Below are 20936 nucleotides of genomic sequence, written 5' to 3'. Positions count from 1 at the left end.
TTCGGAACCAATTCCGAGCAGCGCGTTTCCCGTGTCACAGTGGCGAAGGTCTCCCACGTCGAGCGCGCACGGACTGGCACCGATCCGGCAAATGTACTCGCACGGACGTCTGGCAGCTCATCGAGCCGCGATCCGCTGCCTCCGGCCGCCCATCAACGGGTCAGCTTGTCGGGCAGTGGCGCACGGCTGAACAACTCACACAATACGACCACAGCGACGCTGCCCCCAAATGTAGGGGCATGCTCCGGATCGCCCTCGAACACCACGACTTTCAGATCCGCGAGGTCGCCGGAGTCCAACGCGCCCGCCGCGCGTTCGTCGAGCAGCACGTGACTGACCCACTCCTCGGCGAGCAGCGTGGTGAGTTCGCCCGCGCCGACCACCAAGGTCGCGCCCTGCACGCCCGCGACGACCGTCAGCGTCAGTTCGGCCGCCACGGCGTCGTGCACCTGGCCGTAGAGCCGCGACTCGAAGGTGATCTCCGCGCGGGCCGCCAACCGTTCGGCGGCGGCGGCCACCTCGTCGTAACTGACGGAGTGGCCGTCCGGTCCGATCACGGCCGGATCGGCGCCGCGCAGGGTGCGCACGCGGTTGGCGTAGGTCACCGGACGCGCCGACTGGGCCGCGATCAGCGCACCCACCTCGGGATCGTCCACCGCCAGCCAATTCCCGCGCACGGCGGGCGCGTCGGCGCGCACGCCGATGGTGACCGCCGCGTCCACGCCGGGAGCGACCAGCGCCGCACCGGCTTTGAGCACGGCCCAGCGGGCGATCACCGAATCCACGCCCCCGTCCAGACGTTCCGACACGCCCTCGCCGGGACCGCAGCCCAGTCCGATCAGCACCCGGGCCAGCCGCGAGGACGCGGCGTCCAGATCGCGATAGGAGATCTCGCGCGCGCCGTAGGCCACCGCGGGCGCGTCCGGATCGTCCTCGACCGAGGCGGCGAACGCCTGGCTCAACGCCGCACCCGCCGCACCGCGTCCCAGGTCGCCCGCGAGCGGTTCGGCCGAGCCGACCAGCACCCGATCGCGCTCCTCGGCGTCGAGGATGTCGATATCGCCCACCACAACGGTCGGATCGTCGGCCGCGGCGGTCAGGATGCGGGCGAAGCGCCGCGCGAACGACGTGGCCGTCGACTCGTCGAACAGGTCGGTCGCGTAGTTGAAGGTGACCGCCAACTCACCTGGCCCGCCCTCGGCCGCGCGCCGCGGATCGACCGAGACCTGGAGGTCGAATTTGGCCGCGACCACGCCCGCGTCCAGACCCGCGATCGTCAGGCCCGGCAACTCCAAGGTGGGACGTTCGGTGTTCTCGAACGCGAGGACCACCTGGAACAGCGGGTTCTGGCCGTCGGTGCGGACCGCGCCGACCTCCTCCACCACCCGCTCGAACGGCACGTCGGCGTGCCCGAAGGCCGCCAGGTCGGTTTCCCGGGCCGTCTCGACCAACTCGGCGAAACTCGCGCCGGAGTCGACCGGGGTGCGCAGCGTCAGCGTGTTGACGAACATGCCGACCAGATCGTCCAGGGCGCGTTCGCCGCGACCCGCGACCGCCGTGCCCACGGCGACGTCGGCGCTGTTCGACAGCCGCGCCAGCAGCACAGCGAGCGCGGCGTGCACGACCATGAACAGGGTCGCGTTGTGTTCGCGCGCGATGCCGCCCAGCGCCTCGTGGATCTCGACGGGCAGGGTGAAGGTCGTGGTCGCGCCGCGCATCGACGGCACGGGCGGACGCGGGCGGTCCAGCGGCAGACCGGCTTCGCCGGACAGACCCGCCAGGTGGGTACGCCAGTAGGCCAACTGCTTCGCGGCGACCGAGGTCTCGTCGGACTCCGTGCCGATCGTGGCGCGCTGCCACAGCGCGAAATCGGCGTACTGCACCTCCAGCGGTGACCAGGCGGGCGAACGTCCCTCCACCCGGGCGACGTAGGCGGTGGCCAGGTCACGGGCCAACGGGGCCATCGAGACGCCGTCGCCCGCGATGTGGTGCACCACGACGACGAGCAGATGCGCCTCGCCGGGTTCGGCCGCCGTGCCGGTGACCGCGAGCAGCACGGCGCGCAGCGGCGCGCGCGTGGTGACGTCGAAACCGTCCGACATCAGTTCGCGGACCCGCGCGATGGGGTCGTCGGTGGACTCGAGCGCGAGTCCGCCCGGCAGCGCCTCGGCCACCGTCAGGATCTGCTGGTAGGGGTCGCCGCCCGCGCCGTCGGCCGGGTAGCGGGTGCGCAGCGCTTCGTGGCGTTCGAGCACATCGGCCACCGCGTAGCGCAGCGCCGAGACGTCGAGGGCGCCCGTCAAGCCGATGACCAGCGGGATGTTGTAGGCGGTCGAACCGGGGTCGAGCCGGTTGAGCACCCACATGCGCTGCTGCACCAGCGACAGCGGCACCCGGTCGGGACGCCGCACCCGCGTCAGGGGGACCCGGGGTCCGTTCGCGCCCGCGTCGGCCTCGACCCGCGTCGCGAGCGCGCCCACGGTCGGCGCCTCGAACAGCGTGCGGACCGAGATGCGGGTGTCCAGCGCCGCGCCGAGTCGGGCCACGACCTGCGTCGCGATCAGCGAGTTGCCGCCCAACTCGAAGAAGTCGTCGTCCAGGCCGACCTGGGCCACACCGAGGACCTCGGCGAACACGCCCGCCACGGTCTCCTCGGTCGGTGTGGAGGGCGCGCGGAACGCCTTGACCTCGAACACCGGGGCGGGCAGCGCCTTGCGGTCGAGCTTGCCGGAGGCGTTGAGCGGGAAGGCGTCCAACGTCACGAACGCGTTGGGGACCATGTAGGCCGGAAGTGTGCCCGCCAGCGCGGTCCTGACGGCGTCCACGTCGAATTCGCGGCCGGGCGCGGGAATCACGTAGGCGACGAGTTGATCGCCCAGACGATCGTCCGAGCGGACCAGCACCACGGCCTGCGCGACCGCGTCCACACCGGTCAACGCCGACTCGATCTCACCGAGTTCGATACGCAGACCACGCAACTTCACCTGGAAGTCGGTGCGGCCCAGGTACTCCAACTCACCGTCGGCCGTCCAGGTCACCAAGTCACCCGTGCGGTACATCCGGCCACCCGCGGGATCGAACGGATTCGCCACGAAACGATCCGCGGTCAGATCCGGACGCGCCACATACCCGCGCGCCAACTGCACGCCCGCGAGATAGAGCTCACCCGCCACACCCACCGGAACCGGATGCAGACGCGAATCCAACACGTAGACACGGGTGTTGAAGACCGGAGCACCGATCGGCACCGACGCCGTGTCCGAATCGGTCACCTCGTGATAGGTGACGTCGACAGCGGCCTCGGTCGGACCGTACAAGTTGTGAAGCGACGCACCGGTCGCCTGACGCAGCCGTTGCGCGGTGGCCGCGGGTAGCGCCTCACCGGAGGCGAACACGTTCCGCAGCGTGGTGCACTCGCCCGACCGCTCCTCGGCCACGAACACCGACAGCATCGAGGGAACGAAATGCGCGGTGGTCACACCCTCGTCGAGGATCACATCGACCAGATAGCCCGGGTCACGATGACCATCGGGCTTGGCCACCACCAGACGCGCACCGGTCCGCAACGGCCAGAAGAACTCCCACACCGACACGTCGAAGGTCGCCGGCGTCTTCTGGAGGACCACATCGGATTCGGACAGTCGGTACGCCGACTGCATCCACGCCAGACGGTTCACGATCGCGGCGTGCGAAACCGCCACGCCCTTCGGCCGTCCCGTCGACCCCGACGTGAAGATGACGTAGGCCGTATTCGATGGACGCAGCGGCGCCCGCCGGTCCCGGTTGGTCATCGGCGCGTCCGAGTAGCGCGACAGGTCCAGTTCGTCGATCGGCACGGAATCGAAACCGTCACGGACGAATCCGTCCCGCGTGGTGGTCAACACCAGGATCGGCGCGGCCGTCTCCAGCACGTACCCGATGCGCTCGACGGGTTGGTCGAGATCCAGCGGCACGTACGCGCCGCCCGCGGCCTGCACCGCGTACAGGGCGACCACGAGGTCCACCGAGCGGCGGATGCCGATCCCGACCAGCGACTCCGGCCGGACACCGGCGTTGACCAGGTAGCGGCCGAGTCGGTGCACCCGCCCCGCGAATTCGGCGTAGGTGAGGGTTTCGCCGGTCTCCGGGTCGCGGACCGCGACGAGATCGGGGGTCAGGGCCGCCCGCGTGTCGAAGTCGCCGACCAGGGTGCCGGTGCTGTCGACCGACGCGGCGGTGTTGTTCCAGTCGCGCAGCGCGCGGTGCAGTTCGCGCTCGTCGAGCAGCGCGATGTCACCGACGGCGACCGGCCGGTCGCCCGCGATCGCCGCGAGCACCAGCGCGAACCGGTCGGACAGGGCGCGCACGGTGGACTCGTCGAACAGGTCGGTGGCGTAGGTGAAGGCCAGCGACAGGCCACCCGGACCACCGTCGGGGCCGGTGGCCTCGACGACCTCGAGTTGCAGATCGAATTTGGCCAGCGGCACGGACATCTCGACCGCGGAAGCGGTCAGTCCCGGCAGCGTCAAGGCCGTGGGGGCCAGGTTCTGCAACACCAGCAGCACCTGGAACAGCGGATGCCGCGCCTGCGAGCGCGCCGGGTCGAGCAGTTCGACCAAGCGCTCGAAGGGGACGTCGGCGTGGCCGAAGGCGTTCACGTCGCTCGCGCGCACCCGACCGAGCAGATCGCCGAAGCCCGCGCCGGGGTCCACGTCGGTGCGCAGCACCAACGTGTTGACGAACATGCCGACCAGATCGTCGAGGGCGGCTTCGCCGCGGCCCGCGACCGGCGTGCCGATCGCGATGTCGCGGGTGCCCGAGAGCCGGGCCAGCAGGACCGCGAGGGCCGCGTGCACGACCATGAACAGCGTCGCGTTGTGCCGCGCGCCGATCTCGCGCAGCGCGGCGTGCAGGTCGGCGTCCACGCTCGCGCGCAGTGTCGCACCGTGATTGGACGCCACCGCCGGACGCGGCCGGTCGGCGGGCAGGTCCAGTTGTTCGGGCAGACCCGCCAGTTCCGCGCGCCAGTAGTCGATCTGGGCGCGCAGCAGCGATTCGGGGTCCTCTTCCACGCCCAAGGTCTCGCGCTGCCAGATCGCGTAGTCGGCGTACTGCACCTCGAGGTCGGACCACCCCGGCGCGGCATCCTGCGCGCGCGCCGCGTAGGCGGTCATCAGATCCCGGGTCAGCGGGCCCATGGAGAACCCGTCGCCCGCGATGTGATGGACCACGCTGACCAGCACGTGCTCCTCGGGCGCGACCCGGATCAGGCGCAGCCGGAACGGCGGTGTGGCGGTCACGTCGAAACCGCCGAGCACGGTTTCCGCGACGAGTGCGGGCACCCGGTCCTCGGTGGCCTCCACCACCGGCAGTTCGGGTGCGGCGGCGGGATCTTCGACCGCGAGCACCTCTTGCACGCCGACGCCGTCGACCTCGGGATAGACCGTGCGCAGCACCTCGTGCCGACCCACCAGGTCGGTGACGGCCGCTCGCAGCGCGGCGAGATCGAGCCGGCCCGAAAGGCGCACGGCCACCGGGATGTTGTTCACGGCGCTGTCGGGATCGAAGCGGTTCAGGAACCACATGCGCTGCTGGGCGTAGGACAGCGGGATGTGCTCGGGGCGCGCCACCGGATGCAGCGCGCGCCCGGCGGGGGTGCCCGCCTGCTGCTCGATGCGTTCGGCCAGCGCGGCGACGGTGGTCGCCTCGAACATCACCTGCACCGGCAGGCGCACATCCAGCGCCGACCCGATGCGGGCGCTCGCCTGCGCGGCCAGCAGCGAATTGCCGCCGAGTTCGAAGAAGTCGTCGTCCGCGCCGACGGCGCCCTCTCCCTCGCCGAACAGCAGCGCGCCGAAGACCTCGGCGACGACCTGTTCGGTGGGTGTGGACGGCGCGCGGAATTCCCGCGTGGCGAAGACCGGTTCGGGCAGCGCCTTGCGGTCGAGTTTGCCCACCGGGGTCAGCGGGATCTCGTCGAGCACGATGATCGAGGCGGGAATCATGTACGCGGGCAACGATTCCCCGATGGCCGCGGCCAGCTCCGCGACATCGACGGTGTGGCCGCGCTGCGGCAGCACGTAGGAGACCAGCGCGGTCTGCCCGGACGGCAGCGACTTGCCCAGCGTCGCGGCGAAATCGACGGACGGGTGGGCGGTCAGCGCGTTGTCGATCTCCCCGAGTTCGACGCGGAACCCGCGGACCTTGACCTGGAAGTCCACCCGGCCCAGGCATTCGATCGCGCCGCCGTCCTCGACCCGGCGCACCAGGTCGCCGGTGCGGTACATCCGTTCACCGGGTTGCCCGAACGGATTGGCCACGAACCGATCCGAGGTCAGCGCGGGACGGTTCAGATATCCCTGGGTGACCGCGGCGCCGGACAGGTACAGCTCACCCGTGACGCCCGCCGGGACCGGCCGCAACTGCGCGTCGAGGATGTAGGTGCCGATGCCGGGGATGGCGGTGCCGATGGTCACCAGGTCGCCCTTGCGCAGCGGCGCGGAACCGGTGGCCAGGATGGTGACCTCGGTGGGGCCGTAGACGTTGTAGAAGCGGCGGGCGCCGTCGTCCCAGCGCGCGACCAGTTCCGGGCCGAACCGGTCGCCGACCACGGCCACCGACGCCAGGTCGGGCAGGTCGGCGGAATCCACCGATTCCAGTGCGGCCGGGGTGATCACCATGTTGGTGACCCGCTCGCGGCGCATCAGTTCCGAGAGCTCGAGTCCGCCGAAGACGGTGGGCGGGGCCACCACCAGCGTCGCGCCGGTGGAGAAGGTGACCATCAACTCCAGCACCGAGACGTCGAAGTTCGGTGAACAGATGTGCAGCACCCGGGATTCCGGGGTGATCCCGTAGCGCTCGCGTTCGGTGGCGACCAGGGTGGCCAGACCCGAATGGGTGACCACGACGCCCTTGGGCTTGCCGGTCGAGCCCGAGGTGTAGATCACGTACGCGGGGTGACGTTCGTCCAGCGGCCGCACCCGGTCGGTGTAGGAGACCGGGTGTTCGGGCCGGTTGGCGATGCGGTCGGCGACCACCGGATCGTTGAGTTCGATCCAGTACACGCCGGTGCCGAGCACCGAACGATCCGCCGAGGCGGTCAACCCGAACCGCGCGCCCGAGTCGGTGAGCATGTGCGCGATGCGCTCGGCGGGATAGGTCGGATCGATCGGGACGTAGGCGGCGCCGGTCTTGGCGATCGCCCACACCGACAGCACCGATTCGACGCTGCGCGCGATCGCGATGGCGACGACGTCACCGGGGCCGACACCGTGCTCGATCAGTTCGCGGGCCAGGCGCGAGGACTCCGCGTCCAGCTGACGGTAGGTCAGCGCGGCGTCGACACCCTGCACGGCGATCGATTCGGCCGCCGACTCGACCGCCGCGGTGAGCAGCTGGCCGAAGGTTGGGGCAGCCGACCTGCGGCGACGACCGGAACGACCAGAACGACGGGCAGTTTCCATCAGGGTGTGATCACCTCTCGCGCTAACTCGGCCGCACGGCCGTCCTCTACTCGGCCCCACCCCGGGGATGCTGTTCCTGGGCCAGTGCGGTCGGAGCAATCATATCGGGCCGCTCGGTCTCGCAGACCGGGCGGACGCGGACCCCGCGCACGCACTGAAGATGCATCGGCGCGCGGCGTCGCGGTGTTGCACCGACGCGCCCGCGACACGGCGCGGTCGTCGTCGGATCGTGGCCGCACGCCGCCTCGAGTCGCCCGTGAGTGAGGCCCGTCACAGCCAGTACCCCAGCACTTCGGCGATCCGGCGCAGTGCCGCGTCACCGGTCATCCGCCAGTGGGTGACGGGCACCTGGTGGTTGTGCACGGACCCCGACACCGCCTCGGTCCAGGTCGCCGCGTTCGACCACCCGGTGGGGTCGTCCTCGGCGGCGGTGAAGAACACCACGTCGCCGTCGAAGGGCCGGGCCCGGTAGTCGGCGTCCAAGGCGACCGACTCGATCGCGGCCTCCACCACCCGCTCGATGCGGCGCGCGCCGAAGGAGGCGAACGGTTCGGGCAGGCCCGCCAGGGTCGAGGCCAGCTCCGACAGTTCCAGGTCGCCGTCCAGGGCGAAGTCCCCCGCGCGATCGCCGAGCAGGCCGCCGAGCAGTTCGGTGACCATCGCGGCGGGGATCGCCCGGGTCGCGACCGCGGTGCGCGCGTGCCCGCCGACCTCCGCCACGGGATGCGCCCGGTCCGAGCCGAGCGGGCGGGTCAACCGGCTGTCCAGCATGGCCAGCAGGGCCACCGACTCCCCCGCCTCCTGCAAGCGCACCGCGACGGCGTGCGCGAGCACACCGCCCAGCGACCAGCCGAGCAGGTGGTAGGGGCCGTGCGGCCGGACGGACCGGATTTGTTCCACGTAGCGGTCGGCCCACTCCTGGATCGACTCCGGCAGCGGGTCCTCCGACCCCAGCGCGGGCGACTGGAGTCCGTAGATCGGGCGCTCCGGGTCGAGGTGGGCCGCCAGGCCCGCGAAGGACCAGGCGATCCCGCCGACCGGATGCACGCAGAACAGGGGTGCGGCCGAACCGGTCGCGCGCAGCGGCAGCAGCATCTCGTAGGCGGCCTCCGAGCCGGCGCCCGTGCTGTGCAGGGCGGCCAACTCGACAGCCAGCCGGGCCGGGGTCGGCGCGGTGAACAGCAATCGCACCGGCACCGGGGTCGTCGTGGACAGCCGCGCGCTCACCGCCGTGGCCAGCAGCGAGTTGCCGCCGCGCGCGAAGAAGTCGTCGTCCGCGCCGACCCGGTCCAGCCCCAGCACGTCCGCGAAGACCTCGGCCACCCGACGTTCCAGCGGACCCGACGGTTCCCGGTAGCGGCGGGCGGTGAGGTCGGGGGCGGGCAGCGCGGCGCGGTCGAGTTTGCCGACGGGGGTCAACGGGAGTTCCGGCAGCGTCACCAGTACGGCGGGCACCATGTGCGCGGGCAGGATCTCGGCCACTCGCTCCAGGATCGGGCCGGTGTCGGTCACCGCGCCCGTCACGTAGGAGACCAGGATGGTCGCGCCCGCGGCGGTCTCGTGCCCGACCGTGACCGCCGAGTCCACGGCGGGCTGCGCGGTCAACGCGGCGTCGATCTCGCCGAGTTCCACGCGGAACCCGCGGATCTTGACCTGGAAGTCCGCGCGGCCCAGGTACTCCAGCTCCCAGGACGCGCCCACGCGCGCCCAGCGCACCAGATCGCCGGTCCGGTACATCCGCTCGCCCGGCGCGCCCCACGGATGGGCGACGAACCGTTCGGCGGTGGTCGCGGGCCTGCGGTGGTAGCCGCGCGCCAGCGCCGCGCCGCCCAGGTACAACTCCCCGACCGCGCCCGCGGGCACCGGGTGCAGGCGGTCGTCCAGGACCGCCGCCCACACGCCGGGCACGGGCGCGCCGATCCGTACCGCTTCACCCGCGCGCAGCGCGGTGTACGTCGCGCCGATGGTGACCTCGGTCGGTCCGTATCCGTTGACGAAACGTCGTCCGGGTTGCCAGGCGGCCAGCAGTTCGGGCGTGGTGGCCTCGCCGCCGGCCGAGACCACGAGCAGTTCGTCCAGTCCGGTCGGGTCGACGGTCGCCAACTGCGACGGCGTGATGATCGTGTGGGTGACCCGCTCGGCGCGCAGCAAGCGGTGCAGTTCCGCGCCGCCCAGAAGATCGGGCGGGGCGATCACCACGGTCGCCCCGGCGTGGAAGGCCGAGGTCAGCTCCTCGACCGACTGATCGAAACTCGGCGAGCACACGTGCAGCATGCGGTGTTCGGGCCGCAGGTCGAGCAGGTCGACCACGTGGCCGACCAGTCCGCCGAGGCCGGCGTGGGTGACCACGACGCCCTTCGGCCTGCCCGTGGAACCGGAGGTGTAGATGACGTAGGCCGGATGCGACAGGCGCAGCGGCGCGCGGCGCTCGGCGTCGGTGACCGGACCGGCGCGGTGGGTCGCGCATTCGACGGTCAGCGCCGGGTCGTCGAGGACCAGCCACGGCAGCTCGCCGGCCGGTGGATCACCCGCTGTGATGCCGAGTGCCGCACCGGAATCGGCCATCATGTAGGCGATGCGGTCCGGCGGCAGGTTCGGGTCGACGGGCAGGTACGCGCCGCCCGCCTTGGCGACCGCCCACAGCGCCGCGACGAGCGAATAGGAACGCCGAAGGGCCAGCGCCACCACGGTTTCCGGGCCGACGCCGCGGTCGATGAGCACCCGCGCCAGCCGTCCGGAGTCGGCGTCGAGGTCGCCGTAGGTGTAGGTCAGGCCGCCGTCGCGGACCGCGATCCGGTCACGGCCGAATTCGACGCCGCGACACAGCAGTTCGGGCAGGGTGGCGACCGTGACGGGCTTGCCGCCGCCGCGCGCGATCAACTCCCGGTGTTCCTCGGGCGAAAGCAAGGGCAGTGCGGCGACCCGGGTTTCGGGCGTGCGCGCGACCGCGACCAGCAACCGCGTGAACCGGGCCGCGAACTCCTCGGCCGCGTCGCGGTCGAACAGCGCCCGGGTGAACAGGATCTCGCAGCGCCCGGATTCGTCGTCGGCGTCGAGGACCACGGTCAACTCGCCGGCCGGGCGCGCGGGCGTCTGATCCAACAGCGCGACCTGGAACGGCGGCGTGTCCCGGTCGCCGAGCAGATCCGACAGTTCTTCCAGGGTGATGCCCGCGTACGCGGCGGCGATCTCCTCCCGACGCGACGCCTCGGCCGCCAGATCGCGGAAGCGGGCGTCGCGGTCCACCCGGGTCACCAACACGGTGTCGGGGCGATGTCCGCCGGGAGCCCCGACGCCGATCGCGACGGAATCCATCCCCCACAACCGGGCCACCAGGACCGCGAGCGTCGTGCGCACCACCGTGGCACGGCACATCCCCGCCGAATCCGCGACCAGTTCCAGATCCTCCCAGCTCACCGCCGGGATCTCGAATTCGACTCGCCCCAAGGCGCGGTCGCGCGGACCACGCGCGGGGAGCGCGGACAGGTCGGCCAACTCCGTGCGCCAATACCGCGAGACGGCAGGCGAATCGGCGGATTCCGCGATCCGCCCGGCGATGTCGGCGGCGGGCCGATCCGGGGCGGCGATCACCGCGAGCAGCGCCGCGCGCAACCGCTCGGCCAGCGCGCGAGCGGTGTCCTCGGCGATCAGATCCCGCTGATACTCCACCTTCACCAACAGTTCGGCCTCGAGGAAGACCAGCACAGTGACCGGGTAGTGCGTGAAATCGGAACCGGTCACGTCCTCGACGCGCAGGCCGTCCAGCGCGCCGCTCGCCCGCCGCAGCCCGTCCGAATCCACCGGATAGGACTCGAAGACCAGCATCGAGTCGAACAGTTCGCCGCGGCCCGCGGCCCGCTGGATCGCGCCGAGACCGAGGTGGTGGTGGTCGAGCAGGGCGATCTGCTCGGCCTGCACCCGCTCGAGCACGGTCCGCGCGGACACCTCGCCCGCCAGACGCACCCGCACCGGGACGGCGTCCACGAACAGGCCGATCATCTCGCCGATGCCGTCGAGTTCGGCGGGGCGACCGGAGATCGTCGCGCCGAAGAGCACGTCCGCGCGCCCGGTGGTCGCGGCCAAGGTCAGACCCCACGCGGTCTGGAGCACCGTGTTCGCGGTCACCTCGGCCGCCGCCGCGAACGCGGTCAGCGCGGCGGTCTGCGGTGCGGTCAAACAGAATTCGGTGATCGCGAACCCGGAACCGTGCGCGGGCGGCCAGGTCAGTTCCGGCGCGATCCGGGTCGGGCGAGCGCCCGCGAGCAGCGCCGTCCAGGCGCGTTCGGCGGCGGGCCGGTCCTGACGGGCCAGCCAGCGCAGATAATCGCGGTAGGGGCGAACCGGGGGCAGCGCGGCGGCGTCGGCCCCCGTCGCGTACAGGACCAGCAATTCCTTCATCAACAGCGGCATCGACCAGCCGTCGAGCAGGATGTGGTGACCGGTCAGCACCAGGTGATCGACCCCGGAACCCGTGCGGTACAGGGTGAATCGCAGCAGCGGCGCGACCGTCGGATCGAAACCGCGGCGCATGTCCGCCGCGAACAGGCCCGGCAGTTCCGCCTCGGTCACCGCGTCCACCTGATGCCACGGGACCTGGACGTCGTCGGTGATCACCTGCACCGCGCTGCCGTCCGCGACGGTGAGGAAGGCGGCCCGCAGATTGGCGTGCCGCTCGAGGATGACCTGCGCGCAGCGCCGCATCCGCTCGGTGTCCAATGTGCCGGACAGGCGCGCCCGCAACTGGATGACATAGGACTCGGCGCTGCTGTCGAGCAGGTCGATGAGCACCCGCAGCGACGCCTGCAACGGCGCGAGCGGCAGGACCTCGGACAAGCCGGGGCGACGCGCCCGCCACCCGTCCAGGTCGGCCTGGGTGACCCGCACCAACGGCACGTCGGAGGGGGTGAGGCCGCCCGCGGCGGGGTCGTCGAGGTGCGCGGCCAGATCGCCCAGCGCGGCGGTCCACCGGTCGGTCAACTCCCGCACGGCGTCCTCGGTCAGGATCTCGCTCGCGTAGCGGAAATTCGCTTCCAGGCGCGGACCGTCCGGGGTGTCGACGGCGATGGCGTTGATGTCGAGCACCGCGGGCAACGGCATCGCCGGATCGAATTCGACGTCGAGGTCGCCCGCCTCGCCGGTCGGCAGCCAACTCAGGCCCGCCGTCTCGCCCAGGGCGGCGCGTCCGAGGTAGTTGAAGCCGATCTGCGCGAGGTCCCCGGTCAACTCGCCCGCCGCGGCGGGGTCGAGGTGGCGCAGCACACCGAAGCCGATCCCGTGATCCGGCGCCGCGAGCACCTGTTCCTTGACCGCCCGCACGGCCGCCGCCAGGGTCGCGGCCCCGCCGCCCGCGGGCAGACCGGTCAGGTCGAGGGCGACCGGATGGACGCTGGTGAACCACCCGAGGGTGCGGGTCAGATCCGCGCCGGGGACCGCGTCCTCCTCGCGACCGTGGCCCTCCAGGCGCACGCGGGTGATCGGCGCGCGCACACCGCGTTCGGCGCGCCAATCCCGCACCGCCAGCGCGAGCGCCGTCAGCAGACCGTCGTTGACGCCGCCGCGATAGCGGGTCGGCAGCGCGGTGAGAACAGCCGCGCTGACCTGCGGCGCAACCCGCACGGTGACCGTCCGACCGGTGCGTTCGGTGTCCACGGCGGTGTCACGGGGGCGCGCGCCCAACAGCGGATCGGGAGTCGCCAGCACCGCGCGCCAGTGATCGAGTTCCGCGGTCCGGTCGGCGGCGGCCAGGCCGTGCGCCCAGCGGCGGAACGAGGTGCCCACCTCCGGCAGGCGGATCGGCTCGCCCGCCGAGTACTGCGCCCAGGCCGCGACCAGGTCGGGAATCAGGATGCGCCAGGACACGCCGTCGATCGCGTAGTGGTGGGCGGCGACGGCCAGCAGGTCGACCGCGTCCGCGCGACGCACCCACGCGGTCGAGAACAGCGCCGCGCGTGCCGGTTCCAGCGCCGACAACGCCGAATCCATGGCGGCGGAGACGATCTCGGTGAGCGCGGCCCCGGTGGCCGCGCCCGCGTCGACTTCCGCGATCGGCGGTGCGACACTTCCCGGCGCGAGCACCTCCACACCGGTCGCCTCGACGCGCGCGCGCAACATGTCGTGCCGGTCCAGCACGGCGGTCAGGGTCACGCGCAGTCCGTCCCGGTCGATATCGGCGGGCAAGGCGAGAACCATGGTCTGCGCGAACCGGTTCCGTGAACCGCCCGCCAGGAATTCGGCCAGGATCGGCGTGGCGGGCAGGTCGCCGACACCGCCGCCGGGCAGTTCCGCCAGCGTCACCCGCGCGTCCGTCGCGACACCCGCGACCCGGGCCAGCGCGGCGACCGTGCGCTGCTCGAACACATCGCGCGCCGTGAACACCAGACCCGCGGCCTTGGCGCGCGACACCAACTGGATCGACATGATCGAATCGCCGCCCGCGGCGAAGAAGGACTCCTGCGCCCCGATCGACGCCACGCCCAGGACCTGCGCGAACAGGTCCGCCAGACGCGATTCCACCGGACCCAGCGGCGCACGCGCGGCCGGCGCGGCGGCGAACACGGGTTCGGGCAGGGCGCGGCGGTCGAGTTTGCCGTTGGCCGTGAGCGGAACGGCGTCGAGGGTCACGATCGCGGCGGGCACCATGTGCGCGGGCAGGCGGGCGGCCACCGCGTCGGCGAGCCCGACCGGGTCGGGTGCGTGGCCGGGCGCGGGCACCACATAGGAGACCAGCCCGAGTCGACCCGACGGCAGCGTCCGCCCCACGGTGACCGCGGTCGCCACCGAGGGGTCCGCGACCAGCACCGCGTCGATCTCCCCCGGCTCCACCCGGAACCCGCGCACCTTCAACTGCGCGTCACCGCGGCCGACGTAGACCAGTTCCCACCCGTGCCGCGTGCGCGTCCAGCGCACCAGGTCACCGGTGCGATACATCCTGGCCCCGGGCGCGCCCGACGGGTCCGCGACGAAACGCTGCGCGGTCAGCCCCGGGCGGTGCCGATACCCGCGGGCCAGTCCGTCACCGGCCAGATACAACTCCCCCGCGACACCCGGCGGCACCGGACGCAACCGCGCGTCCAACACCAGCGCCACCGTCCCGCGCACCGGCGCGCCGATCGTGATCGGTTGCCCCGCCGTCAATTCCGCGTAAGTCGAGATGATGGTCGTCTCGGTGGGACCGTAGCCGTTGAGATACCGGCGGCCCGGCTGCCACGCGGCCAACAGTTCCGGCGTGGTCGCGTCACCGCCGACCGACACCACCTCCAGCGCGGGCAACCCCGCCGGATCGACCGTGCCGAGCACCGCGGGCGTGATGATCGCGTGCGTGACCGCCTCGGCCCGCAGCACCTCCGCCAGATCCGCGCCGCCGCCGATCGCGGCATCCACCACGACCAACCCGGCCCCGACCCCGAACGCGCACAACCACTCCAGCACCGACGGATCGAAACTCGGCGAACAGATGTGCAACATCCGATGCCGCGGCCCCAGCCCGTACCGCCGCACCGCCTCCGCGAGCAGCCCGGCCAGACCCGCGTGGGTCACCACGACCCCCTTCGGCGTCCCCGTCGACCCCGAGGTGTAGATCAGATACGCAGGATGCCGCGGGTCCGACGGCCGCACCCGGTCGGCGTCGGTCAGCGGCTCGGACGACCAGGTCTCCCGCTCGGCCACCGTCGCCGGGTCATCGAGGATCACCACCTCCGACCCCACCGGCAGATCCGCCGCGTACGCGCCGACGGTCAGCGTCGCCACCGCCCCCGAATCCGTCAGCAGATGCCGGATCCGCTCCGCCGGATAATTCGGGTCCACCGGCAGATGCGCCGCCCCCGTCGCCGCCACGGCCACCGCGGCGACCACCATCTCCGCCGAACGCGGCAACACCACCGCCACAACGTCTTCCGGCCCGATCCCGCGCGCCGCCAACATCCGCGCGATCCGCGAGGTCTCCGCCGACAACTCCCCGTAGGTCACCGACCGACCACCGTGCCGGATCGCGACCCGCTCCTCCCCCAACGCCCGCCCCCGCGCCAACAGATCGGCGAAAGTCACCGCCGGAACGGACTCCCCGTCCCCACCCACCCGCACCGGTTCACCCTCCGCGAGCACCGGCAGATCCTCCACCGATGTCCGGGGGTCCGCCACCGCGGCCGTCACCAGCCGAACGAACCGCCCGGCGAGCGCCTCGACGGTCTCCCGCGCGAAAACATCGGCGTCATAGCCGAATTCGAAGGCGATTTCCGCTGCCTTGCCGCTTACGCACTCTGCCCCAACAGCGTCGGTGGTCCACCTGAGGTCCGACGGCAACGACCCGCCCGGCGCGACGCGCAGGTCCAACTGGAACCGCCCCGCCGGGCGCGGCGCGGACCCGACCCGGAACAGCACCGGAACGTCGGCGTGCACCCCGGCCGGAATCGTGCCGTGGGCGAAGGCCGCCGACGCGGCATCCTCCACGCGCGCGGGCACGGCGGCGAATGCGAGGTCCGGCGCGATCTCGGTGCGCAGCACCACCACGCCGTCCTCCGGCGCGGTCCACGGAGTCGCGACGGCGATGTCCGTACTCCCCGAAACCCGCGCCAGCAGCGCCGCGAACGCCGCGCACAGAACACTCGGCACGCCGGCGCCCACACTCGCCGCCAACTCCGCGACCCGCTCGGACGTCGACGGGTCCAGTACACCCCCGACCACCCCGAATCCCGCGTCCCGCTCGGCGCCGATGCGCCGACCCGAGGCGGCCCGTGACCGGTCGCGGGGCAGGTCCAGTTCCTCGGGCAGGCCGGCCAGGGTGGCGCGCCAGTAGGCGGTGCGCGCGATGACGTCGCGACTGTCGGCGCGGGCGAGGATTTGGGCGACGGTGGTGTTCGGGTCGGTCGCGAAGGCGAGAAGGAAGGTGCGGAGGCGGTCGGCCAGGGCGCGCCCCAGGTCGGGGGCGATCCGGTCGCGGCGGACCTGGACGCGCAGGTCGAGATTCGCGCCGAGTTCGGCGAGGACGGCGACGGGATAGTGGGTGACGTTGACGCTGTGCAGGTCGACGATTTCCAGGCCGTCGATGGCGCCGTAGGCGTCGCGGAGGCCGTCGGCGTCGACGGGGTAGCTCTCGTAGGCGAGCAGGGTGTCGAACAGGTCGGTGACGCCGGCGGCGCGGTGGATGTCGGCCAGGCCGATGTGGTGGTGGGCGAGCAGCGCGACCTGTTCGCGCTGGAGGCGGGTCAGCAGTGCGCCCACCGTGTCCTCGGCCGTCCCGGCGACGCGCACCGCGACGGTGTTGGCGAACAGTCCGACGATCTCGTCCACGCCGTCGAGTTGCGGTGGGCGGCCGGAGACGACCGCGCCGAAGGCGACGTCGGTGCGGCCCGCGCAGGAGGCGAGCACGAGTCCCCAGGCGGCTTGGACGGCGGTGTTGACCGTGATCTCGTGCGCGGCGGCGAATTCGACGAGCCTGCCGGTCTGCTCGACGGTCAGGTCGGCGGCGTAGGTCTGGTGGCCCGCATCGGGAAAGTCTGGCGCGGAGTGGAATTCGGCCAGTCGGGTCGGCGCGAGGCCGGCCAGCGCGGCACGCCAGGCGGTCCGGGCGGCGTCGCGGTCGTAGTCCGCGAGCCAGCGCAGGTAGTCGCGATACGGCCGCGCGGGCGGGAGCGCGTCGTCGGCCGCGTAGGCGACGAGCAGGTCTTTCATCAGCAGCGGCATGGACCAGCCGTCCAGCAGCAGATGGTGGGCGGTCAGGATCAGGTGGGCGGACCCGGATGCGGTGCGGTACAGGGTGAATCGCAGCAGCGGAGCCCGCGCGGGGTCGAAGCGGTCGCGCTGTTCGTCGGCGAGCAGGTCGGCGGGAGCGGCGTCGCCGGGGAGGTCGATCACCCGCCAGGGCACCCGCGCGCCTTCGGTCACGATTTGCACCGGATCGCCGTCGGCGGTGGCGGCGAAGGCGACCCGCAGCGTCGGGTGCCGGTCGAGGACGCGCTGTGCGGCGCGGCGCAACCGGTCGGCGACGACCGTTCCGCCCAGTTCGACGTCCAGTTGGAGCAGGTAGGGGTCCGGTTCGTCGGCGGCGACCTGGGTCAGGTACAGCAGGCCGCTCTGCAACGGTGAGAGCGGCAGCACGTCTGAGGCGTTCGGGTGGGTCCGCGACCACGCGTCCAGTTCGGTTTGGCCGACCTCGACCAGCGGCACGTCCGAGGGGGTGAGTCCGCCCGCGCGGGGGTCGTCGGCGTGGCCGGCGAGCACGCCGAGCGCTTCCACCCAGTGCCGGGCCAGTTCGCGGACCGCGGCGGCGTCGAGGATCTCGCTCGCGTAGGCGAACGAGGCGCTGAGGCGGGGGCCGGTCGCGCTGTCGGTGACGATCGTGTTGATGTCGATGACCGCGGCGGCGGGCAGCAGGCGGTCCTGGTCGGCGGTGGGTTCGCCCCAGTCGTCGGTGGGCAGCCAACCGAGGTCGCCCGCCCCGTCGGGGAGGTCGGCGGAGACCCGGCCCAGGTAGTTGAAGCCGATCTGCGGGGGCGGGGCGGCCGGCGCGTCGTCCGCGCCGAGGTGACGCAGAATGCCGTAGCCGATCCCCCGGTCCGGCACCGCGAGCAACTGTTCCTTGACCGATTTGAGCAGTGCGCCGGTGGGGTCGCCGCCGCGCCACACCGCTCGCGCGTCGAGGCCGGACAGGTCGAGCGCCACCGGGTACATGCTGGTGAACCAGCCGACCGTACGGGTCAGGTCGGCGCCGGGGACGGCGGATTCCTCCCGCCCGTGACCTTCCAGGCGGATCAGGGTCGCGGGCGCGTCGACGCCGCGCGCGGCCCGCCACGCGCGTACCGCCATGGCCAGCGCGGCCAGCAGTCCGTCGTTGACCCCGCCCCGGTAGACGGCGGGCAATCGGGTCAGCACCGCCGAGGTGATCTCCGGCGGCACTCCCACCGCCACCCGTCGCACGGTGGCGGCGGTGTCGACCTCGCGGTCGAGGCCGCGCGTGCCGAGCAGCGGATCAGGTGTCGCCGAGATCGCCTGCCAGTAGGGCAGTTCCGCGACGCGCGCGCTCGCGTCGTCGACAAGTCCGTGCGCCCATCGCCGGAACGAGGTGCCCACCGCGGGCAGCGTGCCCCGTCCCGTCCAGGCGGCGACGAGATCGCCGATCAGGATGCGCCACGACACCCCGTCGATGACGTAGTGACTGGCCGCGACGATCAGCGCGTCGGGCCCGTCGGGCCGCGCCAGCCAGGTGAAGGCGATCACCCGGGCGACGGTGGGATCGAGGCGGTTCATCGCGAATTCGGCCGCGGTGTCGGCGAAGACGGCGCGTTGGGCGGCGTCGAGGCCGGCCGGGATTTCCACGCGGGTCAGCAGGTCGCGCACGTCGATCGCGCCCGCGGGCAGCACCTCGAGCGCGTGGCGTCCGTCCTCGACACGCACCCGCGCGCGCAGCATGTCGTGATGGTCGAGCACCGCGGCGAGAGTGGACAGCACCTTCTCGGGTTCGGCGTCGGCGGGCAGCGCGAGCACCATCTGCTGGGTGAACCGGCCGAACACCCGTCCGTCGGCCAGGTGGGCGGCCAGTACCGGGGTCGCGGGCAGCGTCCCGACGCCGCCGCCGGGCAGTTCGGTCAGTGTCGGCCCGCCGTCGCCGCCGGATGTCGCGACCAGGGCCAGTCCGGCGACCGTGCGCTGTTCGAACACGTCCTGCGGGGTGAAGTTCAGCCCGGCGGCGCGGGCCCGCGAGACCAGTTGGATCGACAGGATGCTGTCGCCGCCCGAGGCGAAGAACGAATCCCGCGTTCCCACTCGCACGCCCAGGACCTGCGCGAACAGTTCGACCAGTTGCGTTTCGACCGCCGTGGCCGGCGCGTGCGCGGACGCCGACTCGAAGACGGGCGCGGGCAGTTTCTGCCGGTCCAGTTTCCCGTTGGGCGTCAACGGGATCGCGTCGAGGACCAGGATCGCGGTCGGCACCGCGTGCGCCGGCAGGGTGTCGGCGAGAGAACTCGACAGCTCGGCGGTGTCGAGTGCGATTCCCTTGTGCGGCAACACATAGGACACGAGAACGGTCGCGCCGGACGGGGCGGTCGCACCGAGCGTCACCGCGTAGTCGACCGCGGGGTGCGCGCCCAGCGCGGCGTCGATCTCGCCCAACTCGACGCGGAAACCGCGGATCTTGACCTGGAAATCGGTGCGGCCCAGATAGTCCAGCGCGCCGTCCGCGCGCCTGCGCACCAGATCGCCGGTCCGATACATCCGCGCGCCCGCGTCGGTGCCGAACGGGTTGGCCACGAAGCGATCGGCGGTGAGGGCGGGGCGGCCGAGATAGCCGCGGGCCAGCGCGGGACCGGACAGATACAGTTCGCCGCTCACCCCGGCGGGCACCGGGCGCAGTCGCGCGTCCAGCACCACCGCGCCCACCCCGGGCAGCGCGGACCCGATGGTGATCGGCTCCCCTGGAAGCAACGGGTCGCCGGTGGTGGCCAGGATGGTGGCCTCGGTGGGGCCGTAGCCGTTGTGGAAGGCGCGCCCGCCGGTCGCCCAGCGCCGCACCAGACCCGGGCCGAACGCGTCGCCCGCGACGACCACCCCGCGCAGCGCGGGGAAGTCCCCGGGCTCCACCGATTCCAGCGCCGCCGGCGTGATCACCAGGTGGCTGACCGACTCGTGGCGCAGCAGCGCCGCCAGTTCCGGTCCGCCGAAGGCGCTCGGCGGCGCGATGACCAGGGTCGCGCCCGCGCCGAAGGCGAGCAGCAGTTCCAGCACCGACACGTCGAAACTCGGCGAACAGACGTGCAGCACCCGCGCGCCCGCGTCCACCCCGTAGCGCTCGCGGGTCGCGGCGATCAGGGCGGCCAGACCGGTGTGGGTGACCACCACGCCCTTGGGGCGTCCCGTGGACCCCGAGGTGTAGAGGACGTAGGCGGCGTGGTGTTCGGTCAGCGCGCGCACCCGGTCCAGATAGGAGACGGGGTGGGCGGGCCGCGCCTCGATCCGCGCCCGCTGGGCCGGGTCGTCGAGTTCCAGCCAGTCGATCGCGGTGTCGAAGCGATCCCGGCGCGCGGTCACGGTGAGGCCGAGCACGGCCCCGGAATCGGCGATCAGGTAGGCGCGGCGTTCGGTCGGCAGCGTCGGGTCGACGGGGACGTAGGCCGCGCCGGTCTTGGCGACCGCCCACACGGCGAGGACGGATTCCAGCGAGCGGGTCAGACCGAGGGCGACCACGTCGCCGGGGCCGATGCCGCGCGCGATGAGTTCCCGCGCCAGGCGCGAGGACCGGGCGTCGAGGTCGGTGTAGGTGAGTTCGCGGCGCGGGTGCCCGTCGGTGGCCGGCGCGACGACGGCGAGCGAATCGGCCGCCGATTCGACGGCCGCTGTGAGCAGGCCCACGAACAGCGGCCCGCCGGCCCTGCGCCTGCTCCTACCGCGAGCAGTCCGACGCACCCCATCCATCCGAGTACAGCATTCCTCTCGCGTCTAGCCGTTCCAGCGCCGAAAACCCACCGACCAGGCCGGAACCCGATCCGCCTCGGCGCATCGGTG

The 20936-nt window shown here is 72.4% G+C and carries 2 protein-coding genes; both read right to left on the bottom strand.

The features are described 5' to 3' along the window. Positions 1 to 152 precede the first annotated feature (152 nt). Positions 153 to 7442, bottom strand: a complete 7290-nt coding sequence (locus tag ON30_RS04155; protein ID WP_040704335.1) for a non-ribosomal peptide synthetase — start codon at positions 7440 to 7442, stop codon at positions 153 to 155. A 270-nt stretch (positions 7443 to 7712) separates the two neighbouring features. Then, positions 7713 to 20846, bottom strand: coding sequence for a non-ribosomal peptide synthetase (locus ON30_RS04150; protein WP_083911129.1), 13134 nt, complete (start codon positions 20844 to 20846; stop codon positions 7713 to 7715). Positions 20847 to 20936 lie beyond the last annotated feature (90 nt).

The organism is Nocardia takedensis NBRC 100417 (assembly GCF_000308695.1).
GTDB classification, from domain to species: Bacteria; Actinomycetota; Actinomycetes; order Mycobacteriales; family Mycobacteriaceae; genus Nocardia; species Nocardia takedensis.
The sequence above is the reverse complement of the archived record's forward strand: the minus strand, read 5'-3'. Positions and strand labels throughout refer to the sequence as shown.

Coding starts and splice junctions, on each gene's coding strand:
- ON30_RS04155 (WP_040704335.1), bottom strand. CDS start 7,442: ATGGAAACTGCCCGTCGTTCTGGTCGTTCCGGTCGTCGCCGCAGGTCG.
- ON30_RS04150 (WP_083911129.1), bottom strand. CDS start 20,846: ATGGATGGGGTGCGTCGGACTGCTCGCGGTAGGAGCAGGCGCAGGGCC.